This window comes from Micromonospora sp. NPDC023814 (genome assembly GCF_040639595.1).
In the GTDB taxonomy this organism is placed as follows: domain Bacteria; phylum Actinomycetota; class Actinomycetes; order Mycobacteriales; family Micromonosporaceae; genus Micromonospora.
Genome location: NZ_JBFAAF010000003.1, coordinates 1 through 20,754, shown reverse-complemented (window position 1 = coordinate 20,754; position 20,754 = coordinate 1). Strand labels below are relative to the sequence as shown.

Annotated in this window: 15 protein-coding genes and 2 pseudogenes; 10 read left to right on the top strand and 7 right to left on the bottom strand. The window is 72.6% G+C overall.

The window, feature by feature from the left end:
* Positions 1–10: 10 nt before the first annotated feature.
* Positions 11–877 (top strand): hypothetical protein, encoded by an 867-nt coding sequence (locus AB0G14_RS02195; RefSeq protein ID WP_357692832.1) that lies wholly within the window; start codon positions 11–13, stop codon positions 875–877.
* A gap of 34 nt (positions 878–911) precedes the next feature.
* Here the strand turns inward: AB0G14_RS02195 and AB0G14_RS02190 are convergent, their stop codons facing one another.
* From AB0G14_RS02190 to AB0G14_RS02180, 3 genes are all read right to left on the bottom strand, one after another.
* Positions 912–1,703: an NAD-dependent deacylase gene (locus AB0G14_RS02190; protein ID WP_357692830.1), complete on the bottom strand. Its 792-nt coding sequence runs from the start codon at positions 1,701–1,703 to the stop codon at positions 912–914.
* Positions 1,704–2,500: 797 nt separating this feature from the next.
* On the bottom strand, positions 2,501–4,645 hold the full coding sequence (gene helR / locus AB0G14_RS02185) for an RNA polymerase recycling motor ATPase HelR (protein ID WP_357693046.1): 2,145 nt from the start codon (positions 4,643–4,645) through the stop codon (positions 2,501–2,503).
* A 217-nt stretch (positions 4,646–4,862) separates the two neighbouring features.
* Positions 4,863–6,074 carry a glycosyltransferase gene (locus AB0G14_RS02180; protein WP_357692828.1) on the bottom strand — a complete coding sequence of 404 codons (1,212 nt, stop codon included), beginning with the start codon at positions 6,072–6,074 and terminating at the stop codon, positions 4,863–4,865.
* A 308-nt stretch (positions 6,075–6,382) separates the two neighbouring features.
* Between AB0G14_RS02180 and AB0G14_RS02175 the strand changes: the two genes are divergently transcribed.
* The 3 genes and pseudogenes from AB0G14_RS02175 (at position 6,383) to AB0G14_RS02165 (ending at position 8,545) form a co-directional block, all read left to right on the top strand.
* The gene (locus AB0G14_RS02175; RefSeq protein ID WP_357692826.1) at positions 6,383–7,294 is read left to right on the top strand and encodes a GNAT family N-acetyltransferase; all 912 of its coding nucleotides are present in this window, start codon (positions 6,383–6,385) and stop codon (positions 7,292–7,294) included.
* Positions 7,295–7,319: 25 nt separating this feature from the next.
* Positions 7,320–7,554 (top strand): annotated as a pseudogene (locus AB0G14_RS02170) (amidase); the annotation flags it as partial.
* Between the two features lie 145 nt (positions 7,555–7,699).
* Positions 7,700–8,545: a DUF4328 domain-containing protein gene (locus AB0G14_RS02165; protein ID WP_357692824.1), complete on the top strand. Its 846-nt coding sequence runs from the start codon at positions 7,700–7,702 to the stop codon at positions 8,543–8,545.
* A gap of 29 nt (positions 8,546–8,574) precedes the next feature.
* Here AB0G14_RS02165 and AB0G14_RS02160 read toward each other — a convergent pair whose 3' ends face one another.
* Positions 8,575–9,351 (bottom strand): alpha/beta fold hydrolase, encoded by a 777-nt coding sequence (locus tag AB0G14_RS02160; RefSeq protein WP_357692822.1) that lies wholly within the window; start codon positions 9,349–9,351, stop codon positions 8,575–8,577.
* Between the two features lie 57 nt (positions 9,352–9,408).
* Between AB0G14_RS02160 and AB0G14_RS02155 the strand changes: the two genes are divergently transcribed.
* Positions 9,409–12,459: a BTAD domain-containing putative transcriptional regulator gene (locus AB0G14_RS02155; RefSeq protein WP_357692820.1), complete on the top strand. Its 3,051-nt coding sequence runs from the start codon at positions 9,409–9,411 to the stop codon at positions 12,457–12,459.
* Here the strand turns inward: AB0G14_RS02155 and AB0G14_RS02150 are convergent.
* Entirely contained in the window at positions 12,456–13,007 is a 552-nt protein-coding gene (locus AB0G14_RS02150) for a dihydrofolate reductase family protein (protein WP_357692818.1), read from the bottom strand. The two genes, AB0G14_RS02155 and AB0G14_RS02150, sit on opposite strands and share 4 nt — an antisense overlap.
* A 153-nt stretch (positions 13,008–13,160) precedes the next feature.
* A complete protein-coding gene (locus AB0G14_RS02145; protein WP_350705830.1) occupies positions 13,161–13,493 on the bottom strand; it encodes a putative quinol monooxygenase in 333 nt (110 codons plus the stop codon).
* A gap of 112 nt (positions 13,494–13,605) precedes the next feature.
* Here AB0G14_RS02145 and AB0G14_RS02140 point away from each other — a divergent pair, with 112 nt between their 5' ends.
* Together AB0G14_RS02140 and AB0G14_RS02135 are read left to right on the top strand one after the other, a co-directional pair.
* Entirely contained in the window at positions 13,606–14,067 is a 462-nt protein-coding gene (locus AB0G14_RS02140) for a hypothetical protein (protein ID WP_357692816.1), read from the top strand.
* Positions 14,064–16,925 (top strand): M48 family metalloprotease, encoded by a 2,862-nt coding sequence (locus AB0G14_RS02135; RefSeq protein WP_357692814.1) that lies wholly within the window; start codon positions 14,064–14,066, stop codon positions 16,923–16,925. Before AB0G14_RS02140 ends, AB0G14_RS02135 begins: the two co-directional genes overlap by 4 nt.
* A gap of 25 nt (positions 16,926–16,950) precedes the next feature.
* Here AB0G14_RS02135 and AB0G14_RS02130 read toward each other — a convergent pair whose 3' ends face one another.
* Positions 16,951–18,021, bottom strand: a complete 1,071-nt coding sequence (locus tag AB0G14_RS02130; protein ID WP_357692812.1) for a DUF418 domain-containing protein — start codon at positions 18,019–18,021, stop codon at positions 16,951–16,953.
* A 118-nt stretch (positions 18,022–18,139) separates the two neighbouring features.
* On the opposite strand from AB0G14_RS02130, the gene AB0G14_RS02125 reads away from it, so the two are divergent.
* From AB0G14_RS02125 to AB0G14_RS02115, 3 genes and pseudogenes are all read left to right on the top strand, one after another.
* Positions 18,140–19,276 carry a sensor histidine kinase gene (locus tag AB0G14_RS02125; protein WP_357692810.1) on the top strand — a complete coding sequence of 379 codons (1,137 nt, stop codon included), beginning with the start codon at positions 18,140–18,142 and terminating at the stop codon, positions 19,274–19,276.
* On the top strand, positions 19,273–19,962 hold the full coding sequence (locus AB0G14_RS02120) for a response regulator transcription factor (protein WP_357692808.1): 690 nt from the start codon (positions 19,273–19,275) through the stop codon (positions 19,960–19,962). Before AB0G14_RS02125 ends, AB0G14_RS02120 begins: the two co-directional genes overlap by 4 nt.
* 249 nt (positions 19,963–20,211) lie before the next feature.
* Positions 20,212–20,586: pseudogene (locus AB0G14_RS02115) on the top strand (transposase); the annotation flags it as partial.
* Positions 20,587–20,754 lie beyond the last annotated feature (168 nt).

Below are 20,754 nucleotides of genomic sequence, written 5' to 3'. Positions count from 1 at the left end.
GCTTGCCAAAATGACACAGTCGTACCAGAACACGCTCGGCCAGATCGGTGTCAGTGCGGCCGTGGAGGTCGTGGTGCTCGCGGCAATCGTCTGGCTGCTCACCCGGCGTGCCGCTGTCGACGTGGCCGCCCGCGCACCCACGACACCGACCGCACGTCGCGAGCTCCTCGGGCTGATGGCGTACGGGCTGATGGCCCAACTGCTCGGCGCGGCACTCGGCCACGCGCTGGGGTGGCACGCCATCAGCTTTCACCTCGCCGGCACGCTCATCGGCGGCGAGGACCATCTCGGCCCGGCCGAAGTGCTCGGCTGGGCCGCGTACAACGCCACCGCCTACGCCGCACTGCCGTACCTGTGGTTCCGTCGCCGATACGACACGACCGCGCTGTGTCTGCGAAGCACGAACCGCCGCCGCGACCTGACCGTCATCGGTGTCGTCCTGGCAATCGAGTCGGTCACCCAGCTGCTCGGCCTCAGCTCGGCCATCCTCGCGCTGACCGCGGGACAGGCAGCGTCGGGCGTGCCGTTGACCTTCGTCCTCTACCTGCTGGGCACCGGCCTTCCGACACTCGTCTTCGTACAGGCGCTGGTCGTGCCCAGACTCGCCCGGCTCACCGGAAGGGTCGGCGCGGTGGCTCTCGGCGGCCTCACCTACGCCGCCCTGCACCTCGGTGACGCATGGACCAGCTACACGTCCGCCAAGGACACCGCCGCCTCGATCGGCCTGGTGCTGCTCGTGTACACGCTGCCCGGGATGTTCAAGGCGTTCCTCACCGTGCGGACCGGCAACGCCTGGGTGCACCTGTGGGCCTATCACGCCATCGCGCCGCACACCCTGATCGACACCCCACTCGTCGTACGCGTCTTCCGACTGTGACTGCGGAGGAGAGCCGGCACCTGGCCCGCCGCCGCTATTCCTCGTCGGTCTCCTCCCACGCGGCCGCGACCAGGGCCGGGAGGACGTGTGCCGCAGTGCCGCGCAGGTTGATGGCGCAGACCCGGTCGAGTGGGGTCGGCTGCGGGTTGACCTGGATCACGGCAGCGCCCGAGCGTGCCGCGACCCGGGGAATCTCGGCGGCCGGGTGCACGACACCGGAGGTGCCGACCGTCAGCAGCACGTCGCAGGCGACGGCCGCTTCGACCGCCGCGGTCAACGCCGCCTCGGGCAGTGGCTCACCGAACCACACCACTCCCGGACGAACGAGTGCTGTGCAGGACGCGCACCGCGGCGGCGGAATCCGGCAGCCTTCGTGCGGCTGCGCGGGCTCGCCGTCCGATGTGCCCTCGAAGGTCGCCGGGTGGGCGGCCGCCGCGATGCAGCGGGGTGCGAACAGGCTGCCGTGCAGATGGATCGGCGCCCGGGTGCCGGCCCGTTCGTGCAGGTCATCGACATTCTGGGTGATGACGGTGCTGCCGAGGACCCGGGTCTGGATGGTGGCGATCGCCAGATGACCGGGATTGGGCTCGGCTCGGGACACCCGCGCGCGCCGCCACTCGTACCAGCCCCAGACCAGGTCTGGATCGGCATGGAACGCCGCTGCGGTAGCGAGCCGCTGAGCGTCGAAGCGCGCCCACAGGCCGGTGAGGCCGTCGCGAAAGGTGGGCACACCGCTCTCGGCGGAGATACCGGCGCCGGTGAGGACGACGACACGGCGGGCGCCGCCGAGGAGTTGGGCCGCTCGACGGAGCAGAACGCCTTCCATGTGTGGAGATCCTGCCACCACGCCACGGCGGCCGACGGGCAACCGCCTCGCGGCAGACGACTGCACGGGGCGGACCGCAGGTCCGATACGCTCCGACCGCTCACCGGTCAGCGCCTGGCGCCACCGAACGTTAGTCTGCCCGGCGTGTCCGACGACGTGGTCGCGTACTACCGTCAGTTCCTCGACGAGCCGGTCACGGAGGACGTCGTCCTGCGACGGCTGCGCGGCCGGCGGGTCGACCTGACCGAGATCCACTTCCCGCACGTCAACGACTTCCGGCCCGGGATGCCCGACGAGTCGAAGGTGGCGTACCTGACCCAGGTCGGCCCGGCCGTGGTGATGCTCCAGCCCAACGGCTTCGAGGGCGCCCGGCGGGAGGTCCTGCCTGGCTCAGCGACGGTGCCCGCGTGCACAACATCGACTGGACGATCAACGGCAACGGGGGCATCAGCTACGCCGTCTACGGCGAGGTCCTGGCGTGGGTGGACAAGAACGACCCCGGTCGGCGCCACGGTGAGCAGCCGGACGTTCTCGACAACGACCTGGACGGACCCGCTCGGCCGTCCACGGGCTCTACGCCGCAACCGCCCTGCCGGGCCGGCACGCGGACGAACCGCTCGACCTGCTCGACGCGGCCACGTACGCGATTCCCGACGAATGGCCCCGCCTGCGCCAGGCGGTCGACGGGCTGCTGCACGGCTGACCCTTCGGAGGCCGGCCGAGTCGACGGCGTCGATCAGCAGTTGTCCCGGTCCGACGCTGTTGAGACGCTCGCTCGGCGGCATGCGATGGGAAGATCAGGAGCTCGTGAGGATGACGAGCTGCTGGGTGGCTCGGGTCATCGCGACATAGCGGTCGACCGCTCCTTCGATGCCCTCGCCGAACGCCTCCGGGTCGATGAGGACCACCAGGTCGAACTCGAGCCCCTTCGACAGCTCCGGGCTCAGCGACCGGACGCGGGACGTCACCTGGAACGTGGGATCGCCGATGACGCAGGCGGTCCCCTCGGCGTGCGCGGCGAGCCAGGTGTCGAGGACCGAGTCCAGATCCGCAGCGGATCCGTGTACGACGGGGACGCCGCTGCTGCGGATGGAGGTCGGCACGTTGGCGTCCGGGAGCGCAGCCCGGATGACCGGCTCGGCTTCCGCCATGACCTCTTCCGGCGTCCGGTAGTTGATGGTCAGGGAGGCCAGGTTGGTCCGGTCGAGCCCGATCCGCTCGAGCCGTTCCTGCCAGGACTCGGTGAATCCGTGCCGGGCCTGGGCGCGGTCCCCGACGATGGTGAAGCTGCGCGACGGGCAGCGCAGCAGCAGCATCTGCCACTCGGCGTCGGTCAGTTCCTGAGCCTCGTCGACGACGATGTGCGCGAACGGGCCGGCGAGCGGGTCCCGATCAGCGCCGGGCAGCCCGGTCTCGTCGACCAGGGCGTCCCGCAGGTCCTGCTGGTGCAGCATCGTCATCAGGCCTTCGCCGTCGTCGTACGCGGCGGATGCGATCAGGTCGTCGACGACCCTGGCCATGTGCTCGCGCTGGGCGGCGACGGCGGTTTCGCGCCGATGCCGGCGTCGTGACGCCTCCGGGTCGCCGAGCCGCTGCCGCGCCGCGTCCAGGAGCGGCAGGTCGGACACCGTCCAGGCCCGCGCGTCGCCGCGCTGCAGCTTCCGTACGTCGTCGGGGCCGAGCCAGGGAGCGCACCTGCGCAGGTAGGCGGGGACCGACCACAGGTCTGCGACGAGGTCGGCCGGGTCGAGCAGCGGCCAGGCGCGGTGGAAGGTCGTGAGCAGCTCCCTGTTCCGCAGCAGCGACCTGCGGACCACGTCATCCGGCTCGTCGCCGTCGTACTTGTCCATCAGGATAGCGAGCAACTCCTCCCAGATCTCGTCACGTGCCTCGTTGTGCGGGGTAGCGGGCCCCGGCGCCTCGAACGCCTCGGCCCAGTCGTCGGCGCTCAGCCAGATGTCGGACTCGTCGGTCGTGACCGTCATCCCCTTGGCCGGCGGCTCCTCGTAGAACCTGACGGCCGCCTCGATCGCCTTCACCAGGTCCGCGGACGACTTCAGCAGGGCCACGCCCGGGTCGGTCTCGACGGTTGCCGTGGCGCCCTCGGGGACGAGGTCCCGCAGGGTGCAGGTCTGCACGTCCTCCTCACCGAGGCTGGGGAGGACGTCGGCGACGTAGGCCAGGTAGGGCTCGTGCGGGCCGACGAACAGCACGCCGCCCCGGCGGTGACCGAGCCGAGGGTCGGCGTAGAGGAGGTAGGCGGTGCGGTGCAGAGCGACGACGGTCTTCCCGGTGCCCGGACCGCCGTCGACGACGAGCGCGCCGCTCGAACCCGCGCGGATGATGGCGTCCTGGTCGGCCTGGATGGTGCCGAGCACGTCACGCATCCGGGGCGACCGGGTGCCGCCCAGGCTGGCGATGAAGGCGGACTGGTCGTCGAGCGCCGCGTGCCCGTCAAGCCCGTCCGAGGTGAACACCTCGTCCCAGTAGTCGCTGATCCGGCCACGGGTCCAGCGATACCTGCGGCGGCTTGCCAGACCCATCGGGTTGGCGTGGGTCGCCCCGAAGAACGGCTCGGCCGCCGGGGAACGCCAGTCGAGCAGCAGCCGGCGACCCGCGCCGTCCGTGAGGCCGAATCGTCCGACGTACACGGGCTCGGAGTTGTCCGCGCCGACCATGCGTCCGAGGCACAGGTCCAGACCGAAGCGGCGCAGGGCGCGTAGGCGAGCGCTCAGCCGGTAGATCTCCTCGTCCCGGTCCATCGCCCGCCGGCCCATCCCGCCGGGCGCCCTGCGCGCGGCATCGAGGCGGCCGGAAAGGTCCGCGATCGACTGCTCGAGGCTCTCCGCGATGGCCGCGAAATGCTGCTCGTCGGCGGCGATCAGCTTGGGGTCGGCCTTGGCAGAGAGGCTGTCGGGAAGATCAAACGCGCTGGTAGTCAGCGGGTTCACGTCATCAGCTCCGATCTGAGGCCGCTTGCAACGATTGCGCGGCAGGGCGTCTGAAGCGGCGTGACGAACCTGGGGGCCATGTCGAGCAACGCTCCGCCGGACGCGGATCCCGTGGCCGTCGTCGGTTCAGGCCGCCAGAGTTCGCAGGTTTCATGTTCCGGGTTCCGCTCGGCGATCCGCGTGGTTCACGCGGACACCGGCGGCGTTCTCAGCTGGCCGCGTCAAGCAGCAGCTTCGCGGCCACCGCCGCTCCGTCGGTACGGATCGTCCGGGCCACGGCGGTCGCTCGTGCGCGGGTCTCGGAGGCCAGGGCCGTCCGGAGCGCGGCCGACAGGGACGCGAAGGTGGGAGTCGCACCGTCGTGTGCCGTGCCGATGCCCAGGTCGGCCACCCGGCCGGCCCAGTACGGCTGGTCCGTCGCCTGGGGTACCACCACCTGGGGCGCGCCGGCCCGGGTGGCCGTCGTGGTGGTGCCCGCGCCGCCGTGGTGCACGACGGCGGCCACCCGGCCGAACAGTGCCTGCTGGTTGACCTCGTCGACGACGAAGCAGTCGTCCCGGTCGTCGATCAGGGCCAGGTCGGCCCAGCCGCGGGCCACGACCGCGCGGTGGCCCTGCGCGCGGACCGCCTCGATGGCCACCTGCGCGACGTCCGTCGAGGCGTGCATGGGCATGCTGCCGAAGCCCACGTACACGGGTGGTGCGCCGGCGTCCAGGAAGGCCACCAGGTCGGGTCGGAGTGGGCGAACGTCGGGCAGGATCCACGCGCCGGTCTGGACGACGTCGAGGTCCGGCGTTTCCTGCCACGGGTCCAGGGTCGGGTCCGTCGCCAGCCACGGCTGGTCGCCGATGACGTAGTCGCGGACGTTGTCCACGGGTGGCAGGCCGATCGACGCCCGGTTCGTGTTGAGCGCCTCACCGAACAGCGCGTTGATGCTCTGGGCATCCAGGTCCCACAGCACCCCGTTGTCGGTCACCTCCGGCGGGAACGGCCGTCCCGGATATGCCAGCGGCGGGCGGTGCGGCGACGGCAGGGTGAGCTGCTGGAAGGTCACGGACACGGAGCGGATGCCCAGTTTCTCGGCCACCGACCGCGCGCCGGCTGCAGCCGGCATCAGGCCGGTCGCCACCAACGCATCGCATCCCTCGGCCGCCTCGGTGACCGCGTCGAACTGGCTGGCGATCAACTCAGCCGCGCGCCGGGGCAGGGATGACGGCGGCGGCGCCCCGCTCGTCAGCGCGCGCGCCGACTGACCGACCGGCACCAGCGGCACGCCGACACCGGCCAACCGCTGCGCGAAGTCCTCGTCCGGAGGCGCGCACACCCGTACCTCCGCGCCGAGTTCCCGCAACCGCACCGCGAGTCCCACCAACGGTTCGACGTCCCCGCGCGACCCATACGTCGACAACAACACACGCATTCCGCGAATCTCCCATTTCCGTAAGTTCTGGCCTCGGCCGGCAATTCTGCGGCACGACCCGGGTCTTGCCACAAGCCCCCGGGTGCGCTATACGTTGAGAGTGGCAGGGAGTGGAGACTCTTTCCTGGATCGCCCCTGTGGACTGACAAGCCCCTCGTGAAGCGACGGCGTGCCGCGCACGGCGACGTGTTCGACCCGCACCAGCACGCCGAAACCCGGGCCGCGGTAACCCCCGACGCTCAACAGTCACGTTCTCGACGGCGCAGAATCCACGTGCCGCTGGGCGTGGCGGCGGATAGCTTACGCAAATGAGCGCAATCCCGATCACCGGACCGCACCTACAGTTCCACACCGATCCAGGTGAGTTTCTTGCCGCAGCCGGCGACTACCTGGCCGCCGACCCGGTAGTCAGCACGGTCGTGACCACCGTTGCGCACCGACTGTTGTCGCAGCGCGCCGCTGGGATCGTGCAGCCCGACCGCAATTGGTGGCTGGTGATCCGGGACGAGTCCGGCGCGGTGGTCGGTGCCGGGATGCGGACGGCGCCGTTCGCACCCTATCCGCCATTCCTGTTGCCGATGCCTGACGAGGCGGCCGTGGCCTTGGCTCACACGTTGCACGAGCGCGGGGAGCAGGTGCTCGCGGTCAACGGTGCCCTTCCTGCCGCCGAGCTGTGCGCCGCCGAGCTGGCCCGACTCGGCGGGGGCCGAGTCCGGGTCAATCTGCACACGCGGCTGCACGAGCTCGGTGAGCTGGTGTGGCCGGCGCGTGTGCCCGGCGGCTTGGCGGTGGCGACCGAGGACGACCTGGACGTGGTTACGGAGTGGTTTGGCGCGTTCATGGGCGACGCCGACGAACAGGCCGGCCGCCAGCGCGGTGCCAGTGCCAACGAAGTACCCGACCGTGCGGAGATGCTGCGCCGGCTACAAGGCGGACAGTTCTGGTTCTGGGTCGACGAGACTGGGCAGCGGGTGCACCTCACCGGCGCCAACCCACCGTCGTTCGGGGTCGCTCGAGTGGGCCCGGTGTACACGCCGCCGGCCCAGCGCGGGCGCGGTTGGGCCAGCAACGCGGTCGCTGAGGTTTCCCGGCGGATCCAGGCCGAAGGTGCGCGGGTGTGCCTGTTCACCGACCAGGCACACCCGACCTCCAACAAGATCTACGCCGCCCTCGGCTACCGGCCGGTGGTCGACATGGCCAACCTGGTCATCATTCACTGACGTCGAACGCATCGCGGTGTGGACCAGCCTCCGGCACGCCCCTCCACGCCGCGCGCCACGAACGTCGCCGGTCCGCCGTCGATCGTCTTGCCGGTCGGTCGTCGCCCGGACGGCCTGCCGGTCAGGCACGGTTCGTCGGGCCGCCCGGCTCGGAGTTGTTGCTGCTCGACGTCGCCGCACAGTTCGAGAGGCAGGCCCCCTTGTCCCGGCACGCGCCCGGCTGTCCCCGGGGCGACGCGGGGTCACCGTCCACCGCATGATCGTCTAGTCTGCGCGCGTCACCTCCCGCCGCCTTCCTGGACGGTCACCATGCAATGCCAGACCTGCGGGGACGCCACGTCCCCGGCTTTCAACGAGTGCCAGCGCTGCAACACGCCGCTCGGTCAGCCGGCAATCACTCCAGGAGTGCCCACGTACCCCGTCCGGAGCCTGGGCACGGCCGCCGCGATAGCGGTCGGCGCGGCCAGCCTGCTCTACCTGCCGAGCGGGCTGTTCCCCGTGCTCGGCGTACGGATGGCCCGCACGGCCGCCGAGCGGAGTGACCGCGACCTGCTGCTGGGCGCGGCGGTCGCCGAGGGGCTACTCACCCTGGTCTACGGGCTGGCGATCCTGACCGCCGCGGTGCTGGTGATCATCTGGACGTGGCGGGTGCGGACGAACCTGGAGGCATTCCCGGGAGCCCTGCCGACGCTGAGCCCGGCCTGGGCCATCGCCGGTTGGCTGGTCCCGTTCGCCAACGTCGTCGTGCCGGCCCGTGTAGTGGCCAACGTGGCCCGGGACAGCCTCTGGCGGCGGAACACGCCGGTGCTGGTCGGGGTCTGGTGGACGACCTGGTTGGTGTTCACCGTCGGGGACCGGATCCTCGGTCTCCGCGACGAGCAGCGGTACGGTCGGCTGACCGAGTGGCCCCGCAGCGAGACGGAGTTCGCCACCTACGTCCGCTACTACCAGGAGGCGCTGGGCCCTCGGGTGATCCCCACAGTCGCCTGTCTGGTCGCTGGCGCATCCTTCATCGTGCTGATCCGCCGGATCTCCGCCGCCCAGCAGGACCGGATCGCGAAAGCAGCTCCGCTCTGGCCCGGGTACCCCGGCGGGGTCGTTCCGGGCGCGCCCTACCCGCTGCCCCCGAGTGCGTCGGCGAACCCGGCGGGGTCGATGTCCGGCATGCCGGCCGTGCCGGGTCCGGCCTCAGCGACGCCGCCGGCCCCGCCGGTGGCGGGTGGCACGATCGGGCGTGACGGGACCGGTTAGCCGTCGCCGCCCCTGCCGTCGATCATCTGTTACGCGCCGAGGAACTCGTCGATCATCGGGGCCAACCATTCCGCGCGCTGCGGCAGTGTGGTGTGGGTGGTGCCGGGTAGGACCGCCAGCCGGCAGGCCGGCAGGCCCGTCAGGTCGCCGACCACCCCGCCGCCGAGCAGCCGGAACATCTCCACCGCGTGCTCGGGCCGGACGATGTCCGAGTCGGCCAGGACCAGCAGCGTCGGCGCGGCCAGCTCCCTGATCGCCGAGGGCGACCACCGGGGCGGGTCCGCGTCCAGTTGCCTGATCTTGCGTACGAGGGTGGGCCAGGCCGCCGGGTCGGGGGCGGTGCGCACGTACTCGTCGTGGAACTCCGAGCCGTGCAGGTGCTCCGGTTCGAGGTGCTGGATGCCATCCAGCAGCCCCGGATACAGGCCGGTGGCGTCGAAGCTCACCGAGGCCAGCACCAGACGGCCGACGCGGTGTGCGTGGTCGGTGCCGAGCCGCAGCGCCACCGCCGCGCCCAGGCTCCATCCGAACACGTCCGCCACGGCGACGTCGAGATGGTCGAGCAGGGCGACGACGTCGACCGCGAAACCGTCGATCGACAGCGGGCCGTCGCTGTCCGCCGTGCGTGCGTGGGCCCGCAGCTCGACCGCGACCACGCGCCGGGTCCTCGCCAGCAGCGGCAGGATCGCGCCGAACGAGGTGCCGATGCCGGACAGGGCGCCGTGCAGCAGCACGAGCGGCCGGCCGGGCCCGTCGCCGTGCGACTCGTAGTACATGGACAGACCGTTCACGGGTGCGTACGCCATGGCGTCACCCTGCGCCGCGCCGCTTACGACCCGCTTACCGCAGGTAGGGTGACCGGCATGCGTTTCGGCGTCCTCGGGCCACTCGCCATCGCCACGGACGCTGGCGCGCCGGTCACGGTGCCGGGCGCCAAGGTGCGGGCGCTGCTGGCCGACCTGCTCGCGCACCGCAACCAGGTGGTCTCCGCCGGCCGGCTCATCGACGACCTCTGGGGTGACGCCCCGCCCGCCAACGCAGCCGGCGCTCTCCAGGTACGCGTGTCGCAGCTGCGCAAGGCCCTCGACGACGCCGAACCCGGTGCCCGGGACCTGGTCGAGTCCCGCGCGCCCGGGTACGTGCTGCGGACCGACGCGGTGGACGCCGACCGGTTCGTCGCGCTGGCCGCCGAGGGCGACGTGGACAGCCTCACCGAGGCGCTGGGATTGTGGCGGGGCGAGCCGTACGCGGACGTGGCGGACGAGGAGTGGGTGCGCGCCGAGGTCACCCGGCTCGCCGAAGCCCGGCTGGTGGTGCACGAGAAGCTGGCGTCGGCGCGGTTGACCCGGGGCGAGCACGCGCTGGTCGCCGCCGACCTGGCCGAGCTGGTCACCCGCCACCCGTTGCGGGAGGGGCTGCGGGCGCTGCACATGCGGGCCCTGTACGCGTCAGGCCGGCAGTCCGAGGCCCTGGACAGCTACGCCGACCTGCGCCGCCGGCTCGCCGACGAGCTGGGCCTGGACCCGGGCCCGGACCTGGCCGCGCTGCACCGGCGGATCCTGGAGCAGGACACCGCGTTGCGTCCGCCGCCGGCCGCCGCGCGGATCCGCAACAGCATGCCGGCCCGGCTGGACGAGATGGTCGGTCGCGCCGAGGCGCTCGCCGAGCTGCGTGCCCTCGTGCCGGGGCAGCGGCTGGTGACCCTGGTCGGTCCCGGTGGGGTCGGCAAAACCCGGCTGGCCACGGAGGTCGCCCGTGAACAGGAGTTCCCCGACGGGGTGCACCTGGTCGACCTGACCGCGTTGCGCCCCGGTGAGACCGGCGTCGCCGACCTGGTGCTGGCCGCGCTCGACGTCCACGAGATCGCGGGAAGCCGCGTCACCGCCGACGACCATCTGGTGGCGGCGCTGCGGCATCGGCGGACCCTGCTGGTGCTGGACAACTGCGAACACGTGGTCGAGCCGGCCGCCGCGCTGGTCGCCCGGCTGCTGCGGCGGGCACCGGAGGTGACGGTGCTGGCGACCAGCCGGGAACCGCTCGGCCTCGCCGGTGAGCTGCTGTGGGACGTGCGGCCACTGCCCGTACCCGGCGAGGAGTCGGACCTCGACGCGGTCCGGCGGTCCGCGGCGGCCCGGCTGTTCGCGGCCCGGGCCGCCGCGCAGCAGCGCGGCTTCCACCTGGACGAACGGACCGCGCCGGCCGTCGCGCAGCTCTGCCGCCGCCTGGACGGCCTGCCGCTCGCGCTGGAACTGGCGGCGAAGCGGGTACGCGCGTTCGGTCTGGCCGGTGTCGTCGAGCGGCTGGACGACCGGTTCCGGCTGCTCGGTACGACGCAGCGGGACGTCCCCGCCCGGCAGCGCACCCTGACCGCGGTGATCGGCTGGAGCTGGGACCTGCTCACCGACCACGAGCGGGCGGTCCTGTCCCGGCTCGCCGTGCACGCGGACGGCTGCCCGGCGGAAGCCGCCGAGGCGGTCTGCGACGCCGACGTCGACGTCCTGTCCGGGCTGGTCGACCGGTCGCTGCTGGTGCTGGACGAGTCCGGCGTGGTGCCGCGCTACCGCCTGCTGGAGTCGGTCGCCGCGTACGCCCTCCAGCGCCTGGACCCCGCCGACCCGGTCCGGGCGCGACATGCCGCGTACTGGACGCGGTGGGCCGAGCGCGCCGACCCGCTGCTGCGCGGCCCCGGCCAGCGCGAGTGGCTGGCCCGCCTGGACGCCGAGACCGGCAACCTGCGTGCGGCCCTCGCCCACGGCGGTGGCCTGCGCCTGGCCAACGCCCTGACCTGGTACTGGTTCCTTCGTGGACGGCTCACCGAGGCCCACCGAGCCCTGGCGCTCGACGGCGACGCCGCGGCGCGCGCCGAAGCGGCCGTGTGGCGGGTCGGGTTCGCGCTGTTGAAGGGTGAGCCGGTCCCACCCGCCGAGGTCGACGCCGCTCTCGCCGGCCACGCCGACGGCCGCGCCACCTGGTTCGTGGCTGCCGCGCTGCTGGAGAACAGCAACCGGACGCGGAGCGCCGACCTGCTGGACCGGGCCGTCGCGGCCGGAGACGACCCCTGGGTCGAGGCGGCCGTGTGTCTGACCCGGGCCATGCTCGCCCACGCCGCCAGCGACGTCGCCGGGCTGGAGAGCGCCGGTACCCGTGCCGCCACGCTCTTCGCCGAGCTGGGTGACGACTGGGGCCGGCTGCAGGCGACCGACTGGCTGGGCGGGCTGGCCGAGTTGACCGGCGACCACGAGCGGGCCGCCGCCCTGCACCGCCAGGGCCTGCGCTGGGCCGAGGAGCTGGGGCTGTGGCCGGAGGTAGGGTCAAAGCTGTCCTGGCTGGCCTGGCTCGCCGTGCAGACCCGCGACCACAGCGCGGCGCGGGAGCTGGCGGAGCGCGCGTACCGGCTGGCGGTCGAGCAGGACTCGCCGTCCGCGCAGGTCTTCGCCGAGCTCAGCCTCGGCATCGCCGCCCGCCGCGACGGCAAGCTCGACGTCGCCACCACCCACCTGGAACGCCTGGTCGCGGAGGGCGGAGAGGACGCCCTGTTCCTGCCGATGGTGCTCTCCGAGCTGGCGTACGCCGTCGCGGAGGAGGACGACGGCGACCGCGCGCTGGCGCTGCACGCCCGGGCGTTCGACGTGTCCGTCGCCATCGACGCGCCGCGCGACGCCTGCGGCGCGTTGGAAGGCCTCGCGTCGGCGACCCCGACCCCGCAGGTCGGGGCGCACATCCTCGGGGCCGCGCACGCCGCCCGGGTCGCGGCGCAGGCGCCGGTCGCCCCGGCGGAGCAGGACGAGATCGACCGTACGACGGCGCGGCTGGTCGCGGCGCTCGGCGCGGACGGATTCGCCGCGGCGTACCGGGCCGGGCACGACCTGAGCCCGGGCGAGGCCCGGGCCCTGGTCCAGCCGCTTCCTGCCTAGGCGGCGGCCGGCGTGTAGGTCGCGATGATCACGCCGCTCTTCATGACCTTCGTGTCGGTGAGGGTCAGTGTGGTCCGCGCGTCGGACAGCGGCGCCGACACCGAGGGGCCGCCCACGAGGACCGGGTGGATCCAGAACCGCACCTCGTCCACCAGGCCGGCCTTGACCAGGGCGTCGGTGACCACGCCGTAGCCGTACATCAGGATGTCCTTGCCGTCCTGGGCCTTCAGGGCGGTGACCGCCTCGATCAGGTCCCCCCGCAGCACCTCGCTGTTCTTCCACTCCGGGTCGGTGAGGGTGGTCGAGGCGACGTACTTCTTCACGTTGTTGAAGTAGGCGGCGCCGGTGCTCGGGTCGCTCTCGTCCATGTTCGGCCAGGCCGCCGCGAAGCCGTCGTAGGTGCGCCGGCCCATGAGCAGGGCGTCGGCCGCGTCGGTCTGCGCACCGGCGAAGGCGGCGGCCTCGTCGTCGAAGTACGGCATGGTCCACGCCGGGTCCTCGATGACGCCGTCGAGCGTGAGGTAGGTCGAGTTGATGATCCTGCGCATGTCGGGTTCCTCCTGGTGGTTGCGTGCCCCGTTCGACGACCAGGACTCTGCCCGAGGCCCCTTACGGTTCGCTTCACGTGCCCTTACGGACCACCTTCCGCCGGCCGCCGCGCATCGGCGACGACCGAGCGGTCGCGCGCTCGCAACTGGTGGTCAGCTACGGTCGGGAACGGCCATCTCGCCGAGCAGGGACCAGTCGTCCTGCGGGATCGTCACGTTGACGATGCGGGGCGTCTCGGCGAGGTGTGGCGGCAGGGCCTGCTGCGCCGCCCTGAAGTGCTCGGACTGGACGTGCGCCGCACCGGCGTTCTCGTCGCGGAACGCCTCGACCAGGACATACTCGGTCGGGTCGTCGACGCTGCGGGACCAGTCGAACCACAGGCATCCCGGCTCACGGCGAGTGGCCTGGGTGAACTCGTCGGCGATCTCGGGCCACCGGTCGGCGTGTTCGGGCAGTACCCGGAACTTGGCGGTAATGAAGATCATCGACATCTCCGTTCGTGGGCGTCGTGGTGGAGAGACCGGCTTCGGCCAGGTGCCCTGCCGGAAACCTTACTGTCGGGTTCCCGGGCTGGTGCCGTACCGGCACGATGGCAGTGTGACCGAGCCCCAGAACGCCGCCGCCGATCTGGTCGTGGACGCGGCCCGCGCGGCGGTCCGCCGGATCGCCGCCGAGGAACTTCCGATCTTCGACGAGGTCGCCGCCGGCTGGCGACGGCAGATGTCGAAGGGACGGGTGAGCTGGTCCGTCCCACAAGGTGGGGTTGGCTTCGGCATCGACACCACCCTGCTCACCGAACTCGTGCTCCAGGTGGTGGCCGCCGCCGTGGGCGAGGTGCTCGTCCTCGGTGCCACCACCGCCCGAGTCGGCCTGCTGCGTCGCCGCCGCCGTGAGCTGCCCGCCCCGCCCGGTGCCCGACCCGGGCTGGATTCCGCACAGGCACGCCGACTGCGGGAGGCCTGCCACCGGCATGCGCTGGCGCTGGGCCTCGATCCCAACCGGGCGGAGCTGCTCGCCGACGCGGCCGTCGGCGCGATGGTCGATCCACCGGACGATTGACCTGGCCCGGTGCCGGCGCGACCCGCGACGACCGTGACACGGCTGCGGACGGCATGACCGGCGGCGGTCGTGGTGTCGGCGACGGAGACCCCGGTGCCGGCTCACGCGTCCCCCCGGACCGGCTCGGATGGCTCTACGCACTCGTTCTCGCGTCCCTGGTCAGCGTCGGGACCAGCGCCGGTGGCCTCTACTTCGTCGCCGACCGCTCGCTGTCCCGACCCTGGGCGGCGGCCGTCGACGTCTGCACCCGGGCCCATCCGGGGAGGGCGGCGGAACAGACGACTGTCCGCGACCGCTGCATGGCCGGGCAGTTCCGCCGGCGTGGAGTGGTCATGTTCGCCGGGGCGGGGATCGCGCTGGGCGGGGCGGCGGTGCTCGTCCTGGTGCTGCCGCTGGCCGACCGGCGTCGGCTTCGCCGCCGACTCACCGTGCCCGGCGCGCAGGAACGCTTCGCCGATCTCTGCGATCGGAACCGGCTGGCCGCGCGACACCGGCCGAGATTGGTCGTCGCCGCCCCGCCGGTACGGCAGGCGTACACCACCGGTGGCGTGCTCGGCAGGCCGACGGTGGTGCTCCCGGCGGCCGTCGCGGTGGCCCACGCCGAGCCGGCGCGGTTCGACCCCGTGGTCGAGCACGAACTCGCGCACGTCCTCGCCCGGGACGTCGCCTGGGCGTCGGCTGTCCGCGGCCTGGTATGGCTGCCGGTGCCGGCGGTGCTCGCCGCCGGCCTGCTCGAGGTGGCCTTCTTCGGGCTGAACGCGACCTACCTGACGGCGCTCGGCCGGGCGGCGGTCATCGCGGTGTCGACCGCGCTGCTGGCGGCCGGTCTGCTGCGGCGGCGTGAGCGGGAGGCTGACCGGTACGCCGCCGAGGCCGGCCACGCCGCGCACCTGGCCGCGCTGCTCCGCGCCGGGGCCGGCCGTCCGACGCGACGGCGTCGACTGCTCGCCCGGCATCCAGATCCGGTGGCTCGGGCGGCGACGCTGGGCCGGCCGGCGGAACCGCCGGGGAGCTGGACGCACGGCCTGGCGGTCGGCGCGGTCGCGATGCTGGCGATGAGCTCCGCCGACGCCCTCGTACGTGACCTCTTCCTGACCGTGCAGGCGACCGTCGGCCCGCCCGTCGCGGTCTGTGTCGGCTCCGTCCTGCTGACCGTGGGACTGCTGCCCGCGCTGGTCCGCCGGGCTGCCGCCGGCGCGGGCGGATGGTGGCGGCCGGTTCTCGGCGCGGGCACCGGCTTCGCGGTGGCGGCGTTCATCGCCATCGCGCTGCCAGTTCCGGGAAGTTCGGGCGTGTCGGCCTGGACGGACCTGCCGGCCGCGATGCTCACCGCCGCGCTGGCGGGATCACTCGCCGCCGCGGTGGCCGGGCTCTGCGTGCTGCTGGCGCGGCTGGTGGTCGCCCTCCGGCCCGGGTCGGTCGGCTGGCGTTCGGCCACGTACCTGGTCGCGGCGGCCGCCGGTGTCGCGGTGCTCTGGCCGTTGCCGGCGGTGGCGTCCGTGCTGGCCGACGGCGAGGTGGTCCGCGGCTGGCTAGTCTTCGCGCTGCCCCGCACCGGCTGGCCGCTGCTCGCGTTGCTGGTCCCGGTGCTGGTCGGCCTGCTACTCCGCGGTGCCGGAGAGGGGCATCGGCGTCCGGAGCGCCGGTGGGACCGGCCGGTCGTGGCCGCGGTCCTGATTGCCGTGCTGATCGGCGCCGGGTCCGCCGTCTGGTGGACCCAGCTGTCCCCGCCGGGCACTCTGGCCGAGGCGAACCGGCTGGCCCAACAGCGCTGGCTGCTCTGCGCGCTCACCGGCTGGGCGGTCCTGCTGGTACTCGCGGTCCGCCGTCGTACCGGTGTCGGTCGGGCGCTGACCGCAGGCTGGGTGGCCGGCGTGGCGGCGGCGCTGCTGCAGTACCTGCACGCCCTGGTCACCGGACGGGCAGATGGGCTGGGTACCGCCGAGGCGCACCTACTGGCGCCGCTGGTCTGGCTGGGCTACCTCGTCGCGTTCACCCTCCCGTTCCTGGTGTCCCGGCCGCCGGTCCCCGCTCCGGTCCCGTCGTCCTCGGGCAACACCCGGTCACCCGTACCGGCGGTCGCGCTGCTGGCGGCCCTGCTTGCTGCGATGGTGCTCGGACCGGGGATCCCCGGTGCGTATGCCCCGCTTCCACTGGCGGATCCGACCAGAGCCGCAGCGCCGTCGGCGGCTCCGGTCGTCCCGCCGGCGCCCGACGTCACCGCCGGGTCCGCGCGGCCCATTCCGGGGCGGCCCGAACCGGGTCGGCTGCTCACCCGTGCGGAGGCCCGCCGGGCGGCCGGTGCGGTTCGGGCGGTGCTACCGCGGGGCTGGCGGGTCCGACCCGACCGGGGTGACAGCGGCGGCGGCTCCCGGATAGAGCCGTCGGCCTGCCGGCCACTGGCCGAGGACTCCTACCTGGACCGGCTCGGCGAAGTCGAACGGGTTCGGGAGCGGGCCCGCTACGCGACGGTGCCCGGCCCCGCCGCAACCGCATCGACCGAACTGGTGATCGAGATCAGGTCCCATGCCGCTCCGGTGCCTGCGTCGGTGCTTGCCGAGGCGGAGCTGGCGCGCCGGGCCTGCCCCGGCTTCACCGCCCGGGGCAGGGACGGCTCGGCCGTGCGGTTCGCGGTCGGTACGCGGCCGCCGCCCGTGCTCGGTGAGCATTCCTGGCGGGTGGACTACCGGCTGACCGCTGGCAGCGGGCAGACACGGATCACCGGACGGTCAGCCTTCGTGATCGTCCAGGCAGGGCACAACCTGGTGACCGTCTACGCCAGCGCCATCTCGGAACCCCTGAACGAGCGGCTACTCGGTGCGGCGGTCGAGGCCGCTGTGGCGGGACTGACCGGCTGACGGAAGCTGTCCCGGGCGGTGACCGTCAGGCGCCTGGTCGATCCGATGACGCGGCGACCCGCAGGGGCGGGCGGCGAGCCCAGGTGGCCCACCGCCAGAGCCACTCGAGCGGGCCGTTGCGGTATCGGGTCAGCCAGAGAGTGGACCACAGCCATTGGACGACGAGGACAGGGCCGGCGATCAGGAGGACTGTCGTCACGGGCCAGTCCTCCGGCCGGCCGCCGACGAGCCTGGCGGCCACCAGCACCAGGATCGTGGCGGTCAGGTAGTTGGTCAGTGCCATCCGACCCAGCGGCGCGAAGACGGTCCGCAGGGCCGGGCGGAGCGGCGTCCTGAGCAGAACCAGCAGGGCGCACACGTAGGCCCCGGCGAGCAACAACCCGCCCAGGGACATCGAGAGGCTGGCGTCGCTGTCCTGGTCACTGTTCAGCGACTTGACCTGCGACCACAGGAACGGCGCGGCCGCTACCGCGAAGACCAGGCCGAGCACGGCCGGCACCGTGGCAGACTGCCCCATTCGGCCGACCACGCCGTACCGGGTGAGGGCTGAGCCCGCCAGAAACAGCCCGGCGATCAGAACGAAGTGGCTGTCTCCGATGATCAGTGCGGTGACGACGAGGAGGGTGCCGAGGATCGCCACCGTCCACGGTGGCAGCCAGGTCGAGGGGAGCAGGATCAACAGGCCGACGATGGCGTACGCGTGCAGGATGTCGCCCTGCCACAGCAGCAGATGCGCCACACCGATCGCGAGCAACAGCAGAAGCCGGCGTAGCAGGAGCAGCCGCGGACGGGCAGCGCGCCCCTCGGCGGAGGCCAGCAGCAGCGAGAACCCGATGCCGAACAGGAAAGCGAAGATCGGAAAGAAGCGCTGCTCGACAAGGAGCCCCATCCACGCGTGCCCGTCGTCCAGGCCTGCCGGCGGTCTCGCCTCGACGACGACCCGACCGGCGTTGGCTATCGGCTGGACGTTGGCCAGCAGGATGCCACACAGCGCGAAGCCGCGAATCACGTCGAGCGCGGCGATACGTTGTCGGCCCTCGGGGCGCGTCGGTGGGCGCTCGGCTGCGAGCGCCAGGCGAGAGTCGTGATGTGACATGGGGTTCATCCTGCGGACACCGCCGACCGCCGGCATCGGGCCAAAGCACACTCCGCACTGTCGACGACCGTACTTTTGACCGGTTCGGTGCGGATGGAGATCTCGTAGTCTGAGCAGGATGGGTCTTCACGATCGGCTGAGCCGGCCGGCCGATGTCGGCCTCGGCGTCCTCTCCGCCGCCGTACTCGCCCTCCAGGCAGTCGCGATCGCGCAGACCTGGGGTGACGGCTACTGGCAGTTCGACTGCGCCGCTGGCGCGGTGATGTACGGAACTGCCCTGCTGCGCCGGCGTCACCCGGCCGGGGCAGCCGTTGCGGGCCTCGCCGTCGCGGCGGCCGCCATCCTGGTCTCCCGACTTGCCCACCTGCCCGCCGAGCCCAGCCCTGCCATGGTTCTCATCCTGGCCGTGCTCGTCGGCTCGGCGGTCAGGGCGCTCCCCGTACCGTTGGCCGGCGCCGTCGCGGCCGCCGGGCTCGCAGTGGTCGCCGGCACCCGGCTCGCCTTTCCCGGCGACCCGGGAAGCCGGGCCGTGACGTCGTGGAACGCGGCCGGGTGGCTCGCGGCTGTCGCGCTCGGGCTGGGTCTACGGTTGCTCGACGCCCGCGGCCGGGCCGTCGCCGAGCAGGTGCGCCGGGACGAGCGCATGAATCTGGCCCGGGAGCTGCACGACGTCGTCGCCCACCACGTCACCGGCATCGTGCTCCAGGCCCAGGCCGCCCAACTCGTCGCCGGCAAGCGCCCGGAGACGCTGGCCGGCGTACTGTCCGGCATCGAGCAGGCCGGCTCCGACGCGTTGGCCGCGATGCGGCGCGTCGTCACCCTGCTGCGCGACAGCGACGACGTGCCGCCAGCCGCCGTCGTTCCCGAGCGGCTCAGCGAGTTGGTCAACCGCTTCGGCGGCCACGGACCCACGGTGCGACTGCGAATGCCCGACGGCGAACCCGAATGGCCACCCGAGGTGACCAGCACCGTCTACCGGATCGTCCAGGAATCGCTGACCAACATCGCCCGCCACGCCGCCCACGCCCACTCGGTCATGGTCACCGTCACCCAGGATCGGTCGGCCGTCACTGTCGAGGTCGCCGACGACGGCAAACGGGGCCGCCCCCGACCCCACCACCTCGGCGGGTACGGCCTCGTCGGAATGCGCGAACGCGTCGAAGCCCTCGGCGGCACGCTGCGGGCCGGCCCGCGGGCGGACTCCGGCTGGCGCGTACACGCCACCCTGCCCGTCCCCACCCCGGAGCCGCGATGACCATCACCGTCCTGCTCGCCGACGACCAGGCGATGGTACGCAGCGGCCTGCGGCTCATCCTCGAGAATCAGCCCGACATCAGCGTGGTCGCGGAGGCCGCGGACGGTGTCGAGGCGCTCGCCGCGGCCCGACGACTCCGCCCGGACGTGTGCCTCGTCGACATTCGGATGCCCCGCCTCGACGGCATCGAGGTGACCCGCGCGCTGGCGGGTCCCGGCGTCGTCGACCCGCTGCGGGTGGTCGTGGTCACCACCTTCGACCTCGACGAGTACGTCTACGGTGCGCTGCGTGGCGGGGCGGTCGGTTTCGTCCTCAAGGACGCCGGCCCCGCGCTGCTCGTCGAGGCCGTTCGGGCCGCCAGCGTCGGCGACGCGCTGATCTCCCCGTCGGTCACCCTGCGGCTGCTGCGCCACCTGGCGGTCACCGCATCACCCGCCGGGAGGTCGGGACGTCAACCGCTCCGGCCACTGTCCGAACGGGAGACCGAGGTGGTCAGGGCCATCGCCGCAGGCCGTACGAACCAGGAGATCGCCGCCCAGCTGTTCATCTCCCTCAGCACCGTCAAGAGCCACGTCTCCGGCATCCAGACCAAGCTCGGCGTCCGCAACCGGGTGGAGATCGCCGCCTGGGCCTGGGAGAACCGCGTCGTGGGAGGCGGGCGGCAATCGGATCCCGGGTCAGGGTGACCGGACGGGAAGCGAGACGGGCCATCGCGCGCTCACTACCCTGTTACATGATCCTGGGCACGAGTCGACAGTGATAAGGGCTTCAGATGACCGACAGTCACCCTCCGTACGGAGGGCAGCCGGATCCGGACGGCACCCCCCTGTCTGCCAGGCTGAGATGAGGCAGCCTCCCCGGTGAAGCTAGGCTTGCTGGGAGACAGGAAGAGGATCATCGTGACACTGCCCAACACGCCTGGTGAGCAGGGCGGACGGCCGAAGCGGCGGACGTTCACCGCGGAGTACAAACTACGCATCGTGGCGGAGTACGAGGCGGCGAAAGCGTCGGGTGAGGGAGCGGCGATCCTGCGCCGGGAGGGCCTGTACCACTCGCACATCCTGGAGTGGCGGGCCGCCCGTGACACCGGGGCGTTGACCGCTCTGGGTAGCCGCAAGAGCTCGGTGGGTGAGAGCCGGCGCCGCAGCGCCGAGGCGACTGAGATCGAGCGGTTGCGGCGGCGTAACGAGCGCCTGGAAGCGGACTTGGCGCGGACGAAGACCGCGTTGGAGATCATGGGAAAAGCGCACGCGCTCTTGGAGACGTTGTCCGAGAGCGCGGACGACACGCCGCGGCCGCGCAGGCGCTGACCGAGGCGTTCGAGGCTCTCGCGCCGGTGGTGGGTGTGGCCGGGGCGTGCCGGTTGACTGGCCGGTCCCGAGCGACTCATTACCGGCGTCAGCAGCCACCCGTGGTGTCTCGGCCGCTGCGGCCGAAGACACCTCCACCGTCGACCCTGTCCGCCGCTGAGCGTCGAG

Coding starts and splice junctions, on each gene's coding strand:
- AB0G14_RS02195 (WP_357692832.1), top strand. CDS start 11: ATGACACAGTCGTACCAGAACACGCTCGGCCAGATCGGTGTCAGTGCG.
- AB0G14_RS02190 (WP_357692830.1), bottom strand. CDS start 1,703: ATGGAAGGCGTTCTGCTCCGTCGAGCGGCCCAACTCCTCGGCGGCGCC.
- AB0G14_RS02180 (WP_357692828.1), bottom strand. CDS start 6,074: ATGCGTGTGTTGTTGTCGACGTATGGGTCGCGCGGGGACGTCGAACCG.
- AB0G14_RS02175 (WP_357692826.1), top strand. CDS start 6,383: ATGAGCGCAATCCCGATCACCGGACCGCACCTACAGTTCCACACCGAT.
- AB0G14_RS02160 (WP_357692822.1), bottom strand. CDS start 9,351: ATGGCGTACGCACCCGTGAACGGTCTGTCCATGTACTACGAGTCGCAC.
- AB0G14_RS02155 (WP_357692820.1), top strand. CDS start 9,409: ATGCGTTTCGGCGTCCTCGGGCCACTCGCCATCGCCACGGACGCTGGC.
- AB0G14_RS02150 (WP_357692818.1), bottom strand. CDS start 13,007: ATGCGCAGGATCATCAACTCGACCTACCTCACGCTCGACGGCGTCATC.
- AB0G14_RS02145 (WP_350705830.1), bottom strand. CDS start 13,493: ATGATCTTCATTACCGCCAAGTTCCGGGTACTGCCCGAACACGCCGAC.
- AB0G14_RS02130 (WP_357692812.1), bottom strand. CDS start 18,021: ATGTCACATCACGACTCTCGCCTGGCGCTCGCAGCCGAGCGCCCACCG.
- AB0G14_RS02125 (WP_357692810.1), top strand. CDS start 18,140: ATGGGTCTTCACGATCGGCTGAGCCGGCCGGCCGATGTCGGCCTCGGC.
- AB0G14_RS02120 (WP_357692808.1), top strand. CDS start 19,273: ATGACCATCACCGTCCTGCTCGCCGACGACCAGGCGATGGTACGCAGC.